We start from the raw sequence: 15,740 nt of genomic DNA on the forward strand, positions 1-15,740 counted from the left end.
ATAGCTAAACTAATTACAATCATAAAAACAATCAAACAAAATCTTCCTCTTTTCATATTAAAAAGATTAAGCACAACTCCTTTAAAAACATTTCGCAAATTTGGGGGGGAAGAAAAATCAATTTTTATTTACTTTAATCCTTGTTAGTTTCGTTTCCAGTTACGAAGTTCTGGAAACCTGCGTCCGCAGAGTCGGGAGAAAGGGCGTTCTATCAAATGAGCGAATGCGATACATCAAGAACAAGAATAAAGGGGCAGTTTTACATAATCTATCGTGTAAATGATGCTTTTCCTTCATCAGTTTCAACAAGTATAGAATAAATGTATTTATGGTTAATGGCAAATTGATCGCAAGTTAACGCTTGAACTTCAATGATTCCTTCAGGATTTAAATTATCTTGTTCCCAGCAAGAATAATAATCATTAACAGTTATGCTTACATTATGCCATGTATAATTATTTCTATTAATAACTCTTAATTGTGTATCTGACAATTCTGCAATTTCCGGTTCAAGGGGAGGAATAAATTGATACGAAGAACATCCAGTTAAAATAATTAAGAATAAAAGAGTTATTATTTTATGGTATTGTTTTTGAATATTCAATTTCTTCATAATTACAGACCTCCTTATCGCATAATACAATACCAAAACCATAAATATTTAATGATTCATATTTTGAAATCCAATCACTAACATTTTTGGAATATTTATTACCCATTCCATCCAATCCTATTTGAATTAATTGAGAATCATCGTATAAATTTTTATTTGTAGGATTTGGTGGGTGAGTAAACATATTCAATGGACTATTAGGTGTTAGTTCTGAAGTTATTTCTATCTCTATAATATTATTTGAAGTTATTACGAAACTACTTATAGAAAATGTTTCATCTTTAATCTCTTGAGTTTCTATATCTTCTTCTACATAAGAACATTCTGAAATTTTATCTTTAATGTCGCCATTATAACATTGGTATTTAATAACTTCTTTAGTTTCTGTTTCAGTTTGTTTTGGACACTCAGAACAATCTAATTCTGGACAAGTTATGGAAGAACATAAATCCAAAGAATCAACTACTTCTCCATTTGCACATTGATACTTTGTTTCAGTCTGAACTTGACAACCTGCCAAAAACACCAATCCTACAAAAACCATAATTGGAATTAAATATTTCATAATAATATGAGATTATGAATACACTTTAATAAATGTTACGAAAAGAAAACTGCCCCCTTCCATTTTTTAGCCCTTTCTCCCGATTGAAACTAATCCTTGTTAGTTGTTTTTTCTGCAAGAAAAAATGGTGACTGAAAGGAGGCACAGTATGACGCAAGCACAAAATAAAAACTGCAAAGCAGACAAAAACTATTTTTTAACACAAAAAAAGTGCTGAGTAATATTGCAACTAACAATATATATACGAAAAGCTTTGAATTTGACGATTTTAGAGCGTATAATGCCAAAATTCTATAGATTGACTTAGAAAAAATGTTTTCTTTTTATTGTAGTGAAAATAAGCAAAATCAATTTTTAAACCGGCAAATCTCCGTTTTTTATCCAATTAAGCATTTTAAGAAGTAATATTTACTTTTTTGAATGACTTTAGATGTTCTTTATAATATGAAACGAGAAATGCTTCGCCGTAAACTATCTCCTAGAACGGTCAAGACTTATTTACAATATGTAAAGATGTTTTTGCTTGAAAATAAAGACAAAAACCCAAAGGAATTTTCTAAAAAAGATGTTAGAAAGTTTCTTTATGATCTAGAAGATAAAGATGTTTCTGGAAGCACCTTGAACGTAGCACATAACGCGTTGAGATTCATGATGATTGATGTGTTGCATAAAGCTTGCTATTTGAAGATTAAATATTCTAAAGTTCCTGTTAGAAAACCTAAATATTTAACTAAAAAAGAAGTTCAGGAAATTTTGAGAGTTATTGAAAATCCAAAGCATAAACTTCTTGTGTCCTTAATGTATGGAGCGGGTCTTAGAGTGTGTGAGGTCACAAGGCTAAAAATTATTGATTTTAGTTTCGAAGAAAATATTGGTTGGGTGAGGGGAGGTAAAGGAAATAAAGACAGGCCATTTATCATTCCTCAAAAGATAAAACAAGAATTACAAGAAAGATGTAATTATGAAAATTATTGGTTATTTTCAGGTAGAAATGGAGCTCTAAGTGTTAAGTCCGTTCAAATAATTGTAGAAAAAGCAGGGAAAAAAGCCAAAATAAAAAAGCACATTCATCCGCATATATTCAGACATTCATTTACAACTCATTTACTCGAATCTGGAATTGATATTGTATCTGTACAAACTCTTCTTGGACATGTACGGCCAGAAACAACTCTTAGTTATTCTCACACAATTAGACCACAGATGATTGCTATAAAGAGTCCACTTGATTAATTTGGTCACCTTAAAAGTAAAGTTCTCTAAAATCAAGGTGGGATGGCGTTTTATTGCGCGCTAGCTGAAGAGGTTTAATACATTGGCCTGCACAAAAATGTTCGTTCATTTTTGTTGTGCCAGAAACTTATGTTTTTGTGCATTTAGGGCGGAGATTCGCGAAGAAATCATTTTTTTTTCTGTGCGCATCTTAATTGAGCTCTAGGACAATACAGATATTTGGGACCTGCCCAAAAATATTAAAAAAATTATTAAAAAACCAAAAGTGGTAAATAGTTACTGCTCAGTAACGAAACATTTATATATTGGGGAAATAACATTAACAAAAATAAGAGAAATCTTAATAATTAAAGTTTAAAAAACCAAAATGAAACATATAATAATCTCAGATACGCATTCCCCGCAATGCATTTACAAAGCGCTAAACTATGCTCAAGACCTCATTGAAGAACAAGAAGATATAGACTCCATCGTAATCAACGGAGACTTACTAGGAATATTTTCAATGACAAGCAGCAACCTATACAAAGGAGAGTGGATACCTAAAGAAACTATGAATGACTTCTTAAAAAAAGCAGCGCCAAAATTCTACGAACACTACAAAAAAACAGGAAAACTAACAAAAAAACTAGCATATGAATACATAGGAGAAAGATATGCTTGGACCTACAAAATACTCAGAGCATCAAGTAAAATAAAAAAAACAATATTCAACCTAGGAAACCACGAGTCAAAATTACATTTCTTGGTATTGCATGAACTAACGTTTTTAACAAATTGTGAAAAAACCTTAATAAAAGAACTAGATTTTAAAATTTTAGAAAAAATATACGAACTATTCGAAAAAAAACTAGAATTATTAGAAAAAGAATCAGATTTTATATACATAAGAAATAAACACCACACACAAGATAAAACACTAATAATAGGAATACCGGGAGAAAGCCACGACACAGAAAATTACACGCCCACATCAATGAAACAGGAACAAAAAACAAAACAAATACTAGAAAACATAAAAGAAAACCTTGAAAACTACGAAAATATCATAATATATAACCACACCCAAGGAACATATGATAAAGAAACAGGAACATTTCAACCAGCAAGCTCTTCACTAAAAAAATTTATAAAAAATCTAAAAAAAGACAAACATATAATTTTTATTCAATCACACAACCATTGGAGCTACACGCAATTCATAAAACAAGACAACGTACATTACATAATGAATAATGCGGGTCTTCACGATGGAATATTCAACTTAGTAGAAACAAATAAAAATGAAGTAATTTGCTACGACATAGACCCAAATACTCAAAAAATAACAAAACTAAAGGTTTCAGAAAATGAAAAAACCTTTGAATCAGAAGAAAACCTAATAGCAAGATATTACCCAGACCCAAAACCAATAATTAATAGAATCCAAAAAATAAAATAACACAAAAATATAATAAATTCTTAAAAAAAGCAGCTATTAATGATAGAAAGATTAAAATACTACTTCTTCACTGAACAATTAAAACAAAAAATTACTTAAAGTGAAATAAATGAAAGAACAGCTCACAGAACATTCATACATAAAAACATATACTGTAAAAATAAACTTTTTTAAATCAAAAAGTTCTAGGATGAGACATAGAGAGATTGAAAAATTCAATGAAAGCTCAAGAGACATCCTCTTATCAAAATATAAATTATTGGACGATGATTTAGAAAGCGAAAATGTATACTTTGGAGCACTCAACATCCATGGAAAATACAGCAATAACGAAGTATCAAATAATGACCAACTTACAGTTTTAAGTTGGTTCCAACCAAACTTAAAAAGTAGCAAAGTTCTTTTAGTACAAAAAGCATTTTTAGGAAATTATGATAAAAATTCTCTTGAAACAATGCTACAAAATGCAAATGAATACTCCACAATATACTCAAGATATCAATTTTATGACATAAACACTCATCAATTCGTAAAAAGATCTGATTTAATACAAAAATTGTTTTATGACAAAAAAAACAAAAACATAATAGACTTTAATGACTATAAAAACCACAATAAAAGCCCGCAAGAACAACAAAAAATAGAAAAAAAACAAGAAAGCAAAATAACAATTGCAAACCCAAAACTGAACTTTGACGATTGTGAACTAGAAACCCCAGACGTACAAAAAAACATCGTAAAAGAAACCTATTTCAAACAAACAGAACCAAACAAATATAAATCAACATCAATAAACATTTTAAATGCAGTTGCAAATTGGCTCACTAGAACTTGAAAATCCATTTTTCTTAGCACCCATGGAAGCAGTTAATTGTGCAAGCTTTAGAATATTATGCAAAAAAAGAGGTGCAGGCCTCATATTCACAGATATGATAGATGCGGACATATTCATGGAAAAAGTTTCTGAAATAGGAGAATTAAAAACAATAAATCAACTCATAAATCCTCAAACAGAAGAAAAACCATTGGCAATCCAACTAGGAGGTTCTAATATTGAAACACTCAAAAAAACCATACAAATTATTGAGCCAATAGCGGAGTTAATAGATTACAACATAGGATGTCCCTTGCCCTATATGCTCGGAAAAAAAGGAGGGTGCTACCTAATGAAACACCCCGACCAATTATATAAAATAATAAAAGAACTCAGACCAATAATAAAAAAACCACTAACAATTAAAATGAGAAGTGGATGGGACAAAAACACAATAAATGCATTAGAAATCGCTAAAGAACTCGAAAAACTAGGAGTTAACGCAATAACAATACACCCGAGAACAAGAAAACAAAAATACATGGAACGCGCAGATTGGACGCTCATTAAAAAAATAAAAGAAAACATAAACATACCCATAATACTAAGTGGAGATGTAACAAACACATATATGGCCCACATGGCTTTTGCACACACAAAAGCAGATTTTTTAATGATAGGCAGAGGAGCAAAAAATAATCCTTCAATATTCGAAGAATTAAACAATTACTGGAAACTAAAAAAACAACCCAAAAAACCACTAACAACATACAATAAAAAAACAGAACAAGTAAGAAGAGACTTCAAATATTTCATGGAACTATATAACAAAATAGAAAACAGAAACAATTTATCTGAACTAAAAGATCACACAATATGGTTTGCTAAAGAATGCCAAAATAATAAAGAAATAACTCAAAAAATACTACAAGCAAAAAATAAAGTCATGCTTCACAAAATCATCAACAAAGTTTATTTCAAAAAAACATAGCAACAACAAAATTAAAATGCACAATCAAAATACACACAACAAAATTGATGTTAAAAAAACGAGTTCTCTAAAAGTTAAAAACACACTCTGAAAACTATCTTTTAAGCTTAGAATTCAATCTAGAATCCTCGAAATGTTTAGAAAACAAATTCCAAACACCATTAAACAAGCCTTTTCCATTTAAAATAACAAGAATAGAAGTTAGCAAAATACTTAAAAAAACCACTGCCAAAACAGGAGCAGTCATCAAATCTGCTCCAGGCACCCCGCTTTGAATAGCTAACTGAACTAAAACTGCAGCTGCTAAACCCTTAGGAATTAACACTTCTAAGCTAGTCCTATCCAAATTTCCTAAGTTATGCCTTCCTAAAGAAAGTTTTACTGCCAAAGGCCTAATCAAATATATCCCAACAACAATTAAAAAAGACAACAAATAGATAGTTACGCTTGAAAAATCCATTAAAATACCTAAATACACAAAAAAGAACACTTTAACAAAAAAACTAATCTCTTGAAAAAAATTCTGAGCGCTTTTATTCAACACAGCAGAAATAGTTAAAGATTCCTCCTCAGATTTTTTCTTGTCATTAGAATGAAATAATCTTAGTATGGCTCTACTATTACCAAGCACAAGCCCAAAAGCCAGAGCGCCTATAGCTCCGCTAGCAGCTATCAAAGGACTCTCTATTAAGGCATATAGTCCAATAACTACTGCAACAGTCACCATATATGCTTGCTTTAAATCATCAAATTTATCTAATAAATGAACCCAGATCAAACCAACAATTGCGCCAAATACTAGTGCAAGAGCAAACGAACTTAAAATATTATTTGCAACCCCCACGCCTGAAACTTGACCAGTTAAAATAATATTTATTATTGTAAGAGAACCTATTATGCAAAGAACATCACTTATTGCAGATTCTAAAGTTAACAAACTTTTAATGTCTTTACCTAAAGGCAAACTTTTCACCATAGGTATTACGACCGCGCTTGAAGTACCTCCAAGAATCATTCCCAAAAGTAATGCAGTAATAAAATTCATTTGAAAAAGCAACATGCTTAACAACATAACTATTGCAACCGTTAAAAAAAAACTAAAAATGGTAAGAACAGATGCTCCCTTAACTGATTTAAACAAAGTCTTAAAATCAATAGCTAAAGAACCTTGAAATAATAAAAATATTAAAGTAAATGTAGTAAAAAGTTGAGTGCCCTCTCCTAAAGAATCAGGATTAGCCCAACCAACACCATATCTTAAAAAAACGCCTACTAAAATAAGTATCAAAACATCAGGGATTCTGGTTTTTTTAAATAATAACTCTGAAAAATATCCAATTATTATTATTGCAGTCAATACAGCAAACGTACTTAATATATCCATAAATTTATTTCATTAAGTTTGTTTTTAAATTTATCTCTTTTCCAAATATAATCTACATTATAGTAGTAACATTTATAAATGGCTTTTACAAACTAAGAAAAAAATGACACTGATCAAACAAACAAATTCAAAAAACAAAACACTCATAGAACGAATAGATGAAAAAATAATAGCACTACATAAACAAACAGGAATAAAAATATTAAAAAAAACAAATTTAACACCAGAACAACTAACAAAAACACTATACGCCGCAAGCACAGCAGGATATATAAGTGGAGCATTATTCTCAAACCTACCAATAAACGAAGTAATCGCAGCAAATACAACATACAGCATATTTAATGAAGTAAATGCCAAAACGCAAAAAGAAAATGAAAATATATCTCTAAAACTAAACATTCCAAAAAACACATACAAAATAATCAACTGCATATTGTGCACTACAGGAATAATATTGACTGCGACAGGAATAGTCGCTACACTAACAGGAATAATATCAAATGATAGAGAAACAACAATACAAGGCATGTACCTTTTAAACACAGGAGCGGGAACAACAATATATTCTTCAGGAAATTATATGAGCCAGACAAAAATAGTTCAAACTAAAAAAATAAAATGAATCTATTTTTTCCAAAAAACGCTTTACTGAAACAATCCATCCCACCTTAAAAAACGGAGCTTTAACGATTGTTTCTTAATCGCAAATCTTTGAACATACGAAGCAAGACGCAATTCACATCCATCTTAAAAGATAGATCTTTCTGGCTACCACATGTAAGTTTTATCGTTTATAAATCATTTCGTTTCACTTGACCAGTACTTTTTAAGAAATATTTAGAACTAACATTAATTTTCTTAAATTTATGTATTGTGTATTTATATTCCAGATTTATGTGTTTTGCATAATTGTTTGATTTTACAATCATAATCAGTCCAATTAAAACAAAGCACACAGGTATTATTAAAACCAATTTACTTTTGTCTAATACAAACAAGAACATTGGAAAAAATAATCCTATTAACAATAATAATAAACCAAAAAAAAGATGTTTTATGAAATTTCTTGTTTTTTTAATATTTGTTCCTCCTTGAAGGTTGCTGAATATGTTTATTGTATATTCAAATATTTTTTTGGTTGTTTTTATTATAAAATAAACTAATGCAATCATAGATGAGCTTATTATAGTCAGTAAAAATATTTTTAAAACAATGTTTATGTTAAGTATTATTATTTCATAAAGTATCGTTGTTAGTATTATTAATCCTAATATAAACATAGAAACTAATCCTGCTCTTCTTTTAATTTTTTTTGAGTAAAAATGTTCTGTATCTAATTCATAAAGAAATGTTGAAAGTTTATTAGATATTACTTTTATTATGCTTTGTTTATTTGATTCTATGACAAATTTGTCAGTTTTTGAAATTGCTAACGATAATACTATAGACATCAATAAAATTATTATTGATGTAATGGTCACCAAATCCAAAGAAACTCCATAACTTATGCTTTCTTTTGCTACTAGCATTGAAAAAACTCCTGGAGGTAACATCGCTATTGATGCAAACATAGCTCCTTTTTTAGAAAAATCAGCAAAAAGTCTTGTAACTACTCCTATAGCTATTTGTAATGAAATTATTATTGCAATTGAAAATAAAATTATTACAAATAAGTTATCAAATATTGCTTTTACATTAATCAAAGTGCCCATTGATATGAAAAAGAATGAAGAAAATAATATTGTGTGGGGTTTAACTGATCTTTCAAATAATTTTGATTCTTTGAATGTTGATAATAAACTACCTGCAAGAAATGCTCCTGCACTAGGGCTCAATCCTAATAAATAGGCAATGTATGCAAAACCCGCACATAAACTTAGACTTATTAGCGTTATTACTTCATCTCCGGTATTTTTCATTATCCATTTTATTATGTTTTCGGCAAATTTTGATATGATGACGTAAATGATGCTCATCACTATTAAACTTATTAATAATTTTTCAATTCCAGAAACCATTCCTGATATTCCTGCATTTTTTGTTACAGAAAAAAAAGTTAATGCCACTATTCCAAATATGTCTTCTAATACAAGAACTCCTATTAATAATGGTACTTCTTGTTTTTTTATGAAAGATTTTTGTTTTAATATGTTCGTTATTATCATCGTACTGGAAAATGAAAATATCACGCCTACAAATGCTGCTGTGATAAAGTCCATACCAAATAAGGAAGTTAATAAAAACCCCAAAAAGAACATTATTCCGACTTTGAACAATGCTACAACTAATGACTTTCCACCTATTTTTTTTAATTGAGGTAAAGAAAATTCCATCCCTATAATAAAAAGAAACAGGATTGCCCCGAACTCTATCATTAAATTAATTGTGTTGCTGTCTGTAACTAAGTTTGTCGCATTTGGTCCTATTATCATGCCTATTATTAGAAGTCCTACTACTGCTGGTTGTTTAACTTTTGCAGACAAAACACTACCTATTATTGCAAAAAACATCAACAATCCAACAGTTAATAATTGATTTTCCAATAGCATACACCTTTTTATCTAGATATACAGATAATTATACTAGAATGGACTTTGTATCCTTGTTCACATATATAAATATTTTTATTTAAAGAAAATAAGGTCAATTTAACTTCCAATCATGCTTTAAAGACTAAAAAATTATGTAGAATTGTTTGGTATTTGATATGTATAAATATTGTTGTTTAGAGCAAATAAACAATTTTTTTCTTTTTTTAATACTTTTAGTGATTAAAAAGAACAATTCGGAAATAATCGGAAACTATTCGACTCAAAAGTCCTAAAGCATATAAATGTCCAAGAATCGCAAGTCTTATGGTTCTTGAAATCCTTATCGCAATCTTGCTCGGTGTGGCTTCCGGGATTTTTACCGGATTAATTCCTGGAATACACGTAAATTTGGTAAGTGCCACACTAATCTCATTATCTGCAATATTCCTAAATATAATCTCTATTGAATGCTTAGTTGTTTTCATAATCTGTATGGCATTAACACACACATTTCTTGACACAATACCCAGCGTTTTTCTTGGAGCTCCTGATAGCACCGCAATAAGTGTTCTTCCAGGACATAAATTGCTTTTAGAAGGAAAAGGATTTTCCGCAGTTTCCTATACAATTATAGGCAGCTTATCAGGCTTGATTTTAGGTGCTGCAATTTTCTATTTTGTAACAGTTTTTTTAGAACAGATTTATTCAAGTATTCAAAATTACATAGTATATATTCTTTTTTTTGTAGCATTTTTTATTATTTATTCTTCAACCCCTAAATTCAGAACTACTCTTTTGTTATTTTGTTCGGGAATTCTTGGTTTAATTGTTTTAAATTCAAATTTAGAAAATTCTCTATTTCCTTTGTTGAGTGGTTTTTTTGGAGTTTCTACTCTTTTATTCAGTTTAAAAAATGATTCTAATGTTCTTCCAGAACAAAAAACGATTAAAACTTTAAGCATTTCTTTAAAAAAAATTATTCCAAGCGCATTACTAGGTTTTATAAGCGGGTTCATAACAAGTATATTGCCAGGTCTTGGAAGCAGCACTGCTGCAGCAATCAGTTCTTCAATCACTACGGAGAACGAACCAAATACATTTCTTGTAATGATAGGCTCCATAAGTACTGCTAATTTTTTTATGTCAATTGCAGCGCTCCACATATTAGATAAAGCAAGAAACGGAGCAATCTTAGCAGTCAAAGAACTTGTTTTAAGCCCTAACGTATTTTTGCTTATTGGAGTATCTTTAATTGCAGGAGGTATTGCATGCATCATTTCATTTCCTATAACAAGATGGTTTTCAAAAACAATTACAAAAATTAATTATAAATTAACAGTCAAATCAGTTATTTTGCTCATTTGTATTTTGACATTTGTTCTAAGTGGATTTAAAGGATTTGTAGTTTTAGTAGTAGCCACAATCATAGGACTTTATGCAAATGAATTTGGAATTCCAAGAAGGGCTATGATGGCGTGCATTTTGTTTCCTGTAATCAGTTTTTTCTTATTTTAGATTCACAACAAATATAATGGGACTTGTTTTATTGTTTAGCAGGTGGTAATTATGACATTAAATGTGGTTGTGGTTTATGGAAGTCAAAGAAATGCAAGAGAGGGCATTAAAGCAGCGAAGTTCATTATAAATGAATTGAAGAAAAGAAATCATGTTGTTGAATTAGTTGATGCAAAAGAATACAATCTTCCAATACTTGATAAGATGTATAAAGAATATGAAAGAGGAAAAGCTCCTGAAAAATTACAAAAAATTCATGACCTTTTTGAATCAGCTGATTGTTTTGTAATAGTTACAGGAGAATATAATCATAGCATGCCCCCTGGTTTAACAAATATTTTAGACTATTTCCAGTCAGAATATGTTTTTAAGCCAAGTGCAATATTGTCTTATTCTGCTGGAAGCTTTGGAGGTGTTAGAAGCGCAGTACATTTAAGAGCATTTCTTGCAGAGTTAGGAATGTCTAGCATACCTACAACGTTACCCGTAGGAAAAGTTCAGGAGTTTCTTGAGGATGGTTCTCCAAATGATCAAAGATATTATTCAAGAGCAGAAAATTTTATTAAGGAATTAGAATGGTACGCTGATGCTCTAAAGTCTAAAAGAAAAAATGATTGGCTTCCAAACAAAAATTGAGTTTTTATTCTTTTTTTACTATAAGAACTGTTTTAGCAGATCCTAATATTGATTTATTACTTCCTATGAGATTAACAGTTATAAGATAATCTGTCCTTAAAGAAGATGTTTTTCCAGTCACAGGAATAACTCTTTTAATATTTTCTTCTGGTGCAAGATTAATACTTATTCTCTCATCATCAGAGTATTCTATTTGTACATTTTCTTCGTCTTCTGAATAAATTTCGAGTTCTCCATCAAGAACCACATCTCCGTTATTTGAAACTTCTATTATTATTTGTGTGGATTCTCCTGAGATTATTGAAGAATCTTTCATGTCTGCGATGAGCAAAGTTTCATTTGTTTTTGTTTGGCATGCAACAATTAAAAAAAGCGTACAAAAAAATATAATAATGATTAGTTTATGTTTCATAATAGATTTAACATTTCAACACTTTATATATTTTTCTCAATATGGTCTTGTTTATTGTGGTTCAAAAATAATTCTTAAAAATAAAGATGATGGGCCCACCCGGATTTTCGAAACTTTACTGTGTTTGAGCACAAGTGCGAAACACACTTGCGTGTCAACTGAGCGTAACCAGTTGCTCGAACCGGGGATCCTCTCCGTGTAAGGGAGACATCATAGCCGCTAGACCATGGGCCCTTAATGATTATTTGGATAAATGTTTTATTTATAAAGCTTTCTCCATAAGATAGGGCAAGCTTTCCTTATAAACCTAAAATGTCCTTAAAGGACATAAAAGCCTTTTGAAAAAGAACGTGCTTTCGAACTGTTCGCAGCCCCCATAATGCCGGTTTTTCTTGCACGCAACCTTTTTTATAGACCGATATGTTGACATTACAAGTCGCACTACAAAGCAGCTAACAATACTTTGCAATAAGAAAAAGAAAGATTTAGGGTACACCATAATCATGCGTGTTTTTTTATTGCGCTCTAGCGGAAGGGGTTTAATACAAATAAATGCTTTGCATTTATTGTACACAAAAGCTTTGCTTTTGTCGTACCCCGACCTGCACAAAAATCTTTGATTTTTGGTTATTTTTTTAGCGAATTTTGTGATAAAATCTCTAATTTTATGTTGTTCTTATAAAATTTTATGTGGTGATTCCTGTTGTAAACATTTGAAGTTTTCTATTTTTATCATTGTTTGGTAAATTTTTTCAATCTCGTTAAATATATAAAGGAAACTTTTTTTAGTTTTTATAGATGCTCAAAGAATACACTGTTTTGGATATAGAAACTACAGGTCTTTCTAGATATACTCATAAAATAACTGAAATTGCAGCGGTTCATGTTGTTGATGGAATTGTTAAAAAAGAATTTATAACTCTTGTAAATCCTGAAACTAAAATTCCAAGATTCATAACAAAACTTACTGGCATAAATGATGAATTAGTAAAAGACGCACCCACAATAAAAGAAGTTATGCCAAAATTTCTTAATTTTATTAAGGATTCCATAATGGTGGCGCATAATGCTTCTTTTGATTATTCGTTCTTAAAACATAATGTTGAGCTGCATACTAAAAATTTTTTTGAAAATGAAAGATTGTGTACAAGAAAATTAGCAACTAGAATTATTCCTGATCTTCCAAGTAAAAAATTATCTTGCATTTGTGATTATTACAATATAAAAAATGAGCAAGAACATCGAGCTTTAGCAGATGTAAATGCTACTTTGCAAATCTTTCAAAAATTTCATGATGTGTTATCGGCTTCAGGATTGAATCAAAAGCAAGACATACTAAAATTTGAGTCTATGCCTACTCATAAATGTAAGCAAATTTTGTTTAAAGATGTGTGTTGATTAATGAAATTGATTTGATGGTTCTAAGTTAATAAAGTTGATCTAGTAGTTCTTCTCCAAATTTGCTTATTTTGTTTGAAGCTAGTCCTTTTATTTCTCTTAATTCTTCTAATGTTAATGGTTTTTTTTCGGCTAATTCATATAATGTTGAATCGTGCATTATCATAAATGCTTTTGTGCCTAATTCTTCTGCTTTAGTTTTTCTCCATTCTTTTAATCTAGTCACTATGTTTGATTGTACTTTGAATAATGCTTGTGTTTGTATTTTTTTACTTTCTTGTTTGTTAAAATTTAATATCTCTTGGATTTCCTTTGTTAAAAAATAAGTGGGTTGTTTTCCTGTAAAACTTAAAATTAAATTTTTTTTAGCTCTGCTTATAGCTACGTAGAACAATCTTCTTTCTTCTTCCTCTTTATTATATTCATCAACTTTAATCATTTCTAAAAATGGATGTTCAGATCCCTTACATGGGAAATATAAAGAATTGCATCCTGCAACATATACAGTTTCAGCTTCCAATCCTTTTATGCTGTGCACTGTTGCAAGAACAACTTTGCCTTGATGAGTTTCAATATCTGTTGCAGAATCATCATTTTTTAGAACAAATGGAATGTTTTTAGCTTTAAAAATTTCTGATATTTCATTTAACTGCTTATTCATTCTTGCCAAAACAAATATTTCTTCTCTTTTTGTGTTTGAAGTTATGATTGCTTGCGTTATAAATTCGTGTTCTGCTAGTTCGTTATCAAAATTAACAAGTGCTATTTTACCGTCTGTTTCTTCATGGTCTGTGTCATTTACAGATTTTAGATCGGGAAGTTTCATTTTTTTTATAGATTTGTTCATAATTTTGACTATGCTTGGTGAGGATCTATAATTGGTTGTAAGCATTACAATTTCAGAATCAGCATATTTTTCTTCAAATTCATTAATATATTTAATATCTGAACCTCTCCAACCAAAAATGCTTTGTCTAGGATCACCAACGCAGAATAAATTATTAGTATTTAATAATTCAAGAAATTCAACTTGTAACTTATTAACATCTTGAAATTCATCGACTAATATGTGTTCATATGTAGGTATTAAATCGGTTCTTTTTCTATACAAATTAAGACAATCTACCATTTGATCCATAAAATCTCTTAATCCATTTTTTAACATATACGCATCAATATATTTTGTAACTCCATAAACTAATTGAAAAGAGTCTTTAGATACTAAATATTTGTCATGCTTTATGTTTTCTATTTTTTCATCTTTGCTTTTTAGATAATCTCTTACAAAAAAACAATCATTCATAAATGTTTTAGCTAATTGTTCAGAAGTTTTGTTTTTTAATTGAGAATCTGAAAAATAAATATTTATCGCAGTTTTCATATCTAACTTTAAGGAATTTAAACTTTTGTTAATTGCAATTATTTTATCTTTATAAGTGGTTACTCTTGTAGGTTTATCATAAGCTAAAGCTTCGTGTTTTTTTAATATCTTTTCGCAATACGAATTAAAGGTTTCTACGTGGCATTCATCTATTCCTAAATTGTGAAGTTTTGATATCATTTGTTTTCTTGCTTTTCTTGTAAATGTTATTGCGAGAATTTTTTTTGGATTTACTGATTTATATTTAACAAGAAATTCTATTCTTTTAGTTAACACCGTTGTTTTTCCAGAACCAGCTCCTGCGATGCATAAAATGTGTTTATTGTTGCAAATAATTGCTTTTTTTTGACCTTTATTATAGTTTTTAAGAAAAAAATCAAAATTTTTCAGAATCAAAGTTTCTTCTTTAGAAAAACTGATTTCTTTAAGAGTTTGTTTAGGTTTAAGCATTGTAGGGTTTAATAGTTCGTCTCTTCCTTTTTTCGTTAAATTCAAGACTCTCCAAAATTTTTTACCTGAAACAAAATCATATTCTAATAATCTTTGAGCTAGAAGTTCCTCTAATAATAAATCAAGTTCATCTTTTTCGTAAGCCAATGATCCAAAAAAATCAAATTTGTAGAGTTCATTATTTGTTATGGATTTGTTTGTTTCATCACCTCTAAGAAAATCAATTAATAATTTTTTTCCGACATTAAAAGGAATTTCTTGCACTGCCTTTAAAACTAATAAATAATCAGAATCTCCCATTTTAATAAAAAACAATTGTCAGATTTTAAAATGTTTTGTTAACATGTCTAGTGAAAAAACTCATAAAAACGTT

General features: G+C 29.5%; 14 protein-coding genes and 1 tRNA gene. 8 read left to right on the forward strand and 7 right to left on the reverse strand.

Annotated features, from left to right (window positions below):
* Positions 1–268 precede the first annotated feature (268 nt).
* Together K9L97_03890 and K9L97_03895 are read right to left on the reverse strand one after the other, a co-directional pair.
* On the reverse strand, positions 269–493 hold the full coding sequence (locus tag K9L97_03890) for a hypothetical protein (protein MCF7872151.1): 225 nt from the start codon (positions 491–493) through the stop codon (positions 269–271).
* An 85-nt stretch (positions 494–578) separates the two neighbouring features.
* Entirely contained in the window at positions 579–1,178 is a 600-nt protein-coding gene (locus tag K9L97_03895; protein MCF7872152.1) for a hypothetical protein, read from the reverse strand.
* Positions 1,179–1,598: 420 nt separating this feature from the next.
* On the opposite strand from K9L97_03895, the gene K9L97_03900 reads away from it, so the two are divergent.
* From K9L97_03900 to K9L97_03915, 4 genes are all read left to right on the forward strand, one after another.
* The gene (locus K9L97_03900) at positions 1,599–2,411 is read left to right on the forward strand and encodes a tyrosine-type recombinase/integrase (protein MCF7872153.1); all 813 of its coding nucleotides are present in this window, start codon (positions 1,599–1,601) and stop codon (positions 2,409–2,411) included.
* Between the two features lie 367 nt (positions 2,412–2,778).
* Complete coding sequence (locus K9L97_03905; GenBank protein MCF7872154.1) at positions 2,779–3,852, forward strand: hypothetical protein; 1,074 nt, start codon at positions 2,779–2,781, stop codon at positions 3,850–3,852.
* A gap of 109 nt (positions 3,853–3,961) precedes the next feature.
* A complete protein-coding gene (locus K9L97_03910; GenBank protein MCF7872155.1) occupies positions 3,962–4,687 on the forward strand; it encodes a hypothetical protein in 726 nt (241 codons plus the stop codon).
* Positions 4,656–5,657, forward strand: a complete 1,002-nt coding sequence (locus K9L97_03915) for a tRNA-dihydrouridine synthase family protein (protein MCF7872156.1) — start codon at positions 4,656–4,658, stop codon at positions 5,655–5,657. The genes K9L97_03910 and K9L97_03915 overlap by 32 nt, the downstream gene beginning before the upstream one ends.
* A gap of 94 nt (positions 5,658–5,751) precedes the next feature.
* Here K9L97_03915 and K9L97_03920 read toward each other — a convergent pair whose 3' ends face one another.
* Positions 5,752–7,041: a cation:proton antiporter gene (locus K9L97_03920; protein ID MCF7872157.1), complete on the reverse strand. Its 1,290-nt coding sequence runs from the start codon at positions 7,039–7,041 to the stop codon at positions 5,752–5,754.
* Between the two features lie 103 nt (positions 7,042–7,144).
* Here K9L97_03920 and K9L97_03925 point away from each other — a divergent pair, with 103 nt between their 5' ends.
* Positions 7,145–7,666 (forward strand): hypothetical protein, encoded by a 522-nt coding sequence (locus K9L97_03925; protein ID MCF7872158.1) that lies wholly within the window; start codon positions 7,145–7,147, stop codon positions 7,664–7,666.
* Between the two features lie 169 nt (positions 7,667–7,835).
* Here K9L97_03925 and K9L97_03930 read toward each other — a convergent pair whose 3' ends face one another.
* Complete coding sequence (locus tag K9L97_03930) at positions 7,836–9,587, reverse strand: cation:proton antiporter (GenBank protein MCF7872159.1); 1,752 nt, start codon at positions 9,585–9,587, stop codon at positions 7,836–7,838.
* Between the two features lie 312 nt (positions 9,588–9,899).
* Between K9L97_03930 and K9L97_03935 the strand changes: the two genes are divergently transcribed.
* Positions 9,900–11,090 carry a tripartite tricarboxylate transporter permease gene (locus tag K9L97_03935; protein MCF7872160.1) on the forward strand — a complete coding sequence of 397 codons (1,191 nt, stop codon included), beginning with the start codon at positions 9,900–9,902 and terminating at the stop codon, positions 11,088–11,090.
* A gap of 51 nt (positions 11,091–11,141) precedes the next feature.
* A complete protein-coding gene (locus tag K9L97_03940) occupies positions 11,142–11,726 on the forward strand; it encodes an NAD(P)H-dependent oxidoreductase (protein MCF7872161.1) in 585 nt (194 codons plus the stop codon).
* 4 nt (positions 11,727–11,730) lie between these two features.
* Here K9L97_03940 and K9L97_03945 read toward each other — a convergent pair whose 3' ends face one another.
* Positions 11,731–12,138: a hypothetical protein gene (locus tag K9L97_03945; protein MCF7872162.1), complete on the reverse strand. Its 408-nt coding sequence runs from the start codon at positions 12,136–12,138 to the stop codon at positions 11,731–11,733.
* A 90-nt stretch (positions 12,139–12,228) separates the two neighbouring features.
* Positions 12,229–12,372 (reverse strand) — tRNA-Val (locus K9L97_03950).
* A gap of 564 nt (positions 12,373–12,936) precedes the next feature.
* Here K9L97_03950 and K9L97_03955 point away from each other — a divergent pair.
* Entirely contained in the window at positions 12,937–13,536 is a 600-nt protein-coding gene (locus K9L97_03955) for a 3'-5' exonuclease (GenBank protein MCF7872163.1), read from the forward strand.
* A gap of 28 nt (positions 13,537–13,564) precedes the next feature.
* On the opposite strand, the gene K9L97_03960 is transcribed toward K9L97_03955, so the two are convergent.
* The gene (locus K9L97_03960; protein MCF7872164.1) at positions 13,565–15,667 is read right to left on the reverse strand and encodes an ATP-dependent DNA helicase UvrD2; all 2,103 of its coding nucleotides are present in this window, start codon (positions 15,665–15,667) and stop codon (positions 13,565–13,567) included.
* Between the last annotated feature and the right edge of the window lie 73 nt (positions 15,668–15,740).

Source organism: Candidatus Woesearchaeota archaeon, from assembly GCA_021735165.1.
Taxonomy (GTDB): domain Archaea; phylum Nanobdellota; class Nanobdellia; order Woesearchaeales; family 21-14-0-10-32-9; genus JAIPET01.

What these genes read in the sequence shown, in the direction of transcription:
- K9L97_03915 (MCF7872156.1), top strand. Translation starts at nt 4,656, where the DNA reads ATGCAGTTGCAAATTGGCTCACTAGAACTTGAAAATCCATTTTTCTTA.
- K9L97_03920 (MCF7872157.1), bottom strand. Translation starts at nt 7,041, where the DNA reads ATGGATATATTAAGTACGTTTGCTGTATTGACTGCAATAATAATAATT.
- K9L97_03910 (MCF7872155.1), top strand. Translation starts at nt 3,962, where the DNA reads ATGAAAGAACAGCTCACAGAACATTCATACATAAAAACATATACTGTA.
- K9L97_03940 (MCF7872161.1), top strand. Translation starts at nt 11,142, where the DNA reads ATGACATTAAATGTGGTTGTGGTTTATGGAAGTCAAAGAAATGCAAGA.
- K9L97_03955 (MCF7872163.1), top strand. Translation starts at nt 12,937, where the DNA reads ATGCTCAAAGAATACACTGTTTTGGATATAGAAACTACAGGTCTTTCT.
- K9L97_03905 (MCF7872154.1), top strand. Translation starts at nt 2,779, where the DNA reads ATGAAACATATAATAATCTCAGATACGCATTCCCCGCAATGCATTTAC.
- K9L97_03900 (MCF7872153.1), top strand. Translation starts at nt 1,599, where the DNA reads ATGACTTTAGATGTTCTTTATAATATGAAACGAGAAATGCTTCGCCGT.
- K9L97_03945 (MCF7872162.1), bottom strand. Translation starts at nt 12,138, where the DNA reads ATGAAACATAAACTAATCATTATTATATTTTTTTGTACGCTTTTTTTA.
- K9L97_03960 (MCF7872164.1), bottom strand. Translation starts at nt 15,667, where the DNA reads ATGGGAGATTCTGATTATTTATTAGTTTTAAAGGCAGTGCAAGAAATT.
- K9L97_03925 (MCF7872158.1), top strand. Translation starts at nt 7,145, where the DNA reads ATGACACTGATCAAACAAACAAATTCAAAAAACAAAACACTCATAGAA.
- K9L97_03935 (MCF7872160.1), top strand. Translation starts at nt 9,900, where the DNA reads ATGGTTCTTGAAATCCTTATCGCAATCTTGCTCGGTGTGGCTTCCGGG.
- K9L97_03895 (MCF7872152.1), bottom strand. Translation starts at nt 1,178, where the DNA reads ATGAAATATTTAATTCCAATTATGGTTTTTGTAGGATTGGTGTTTTTG.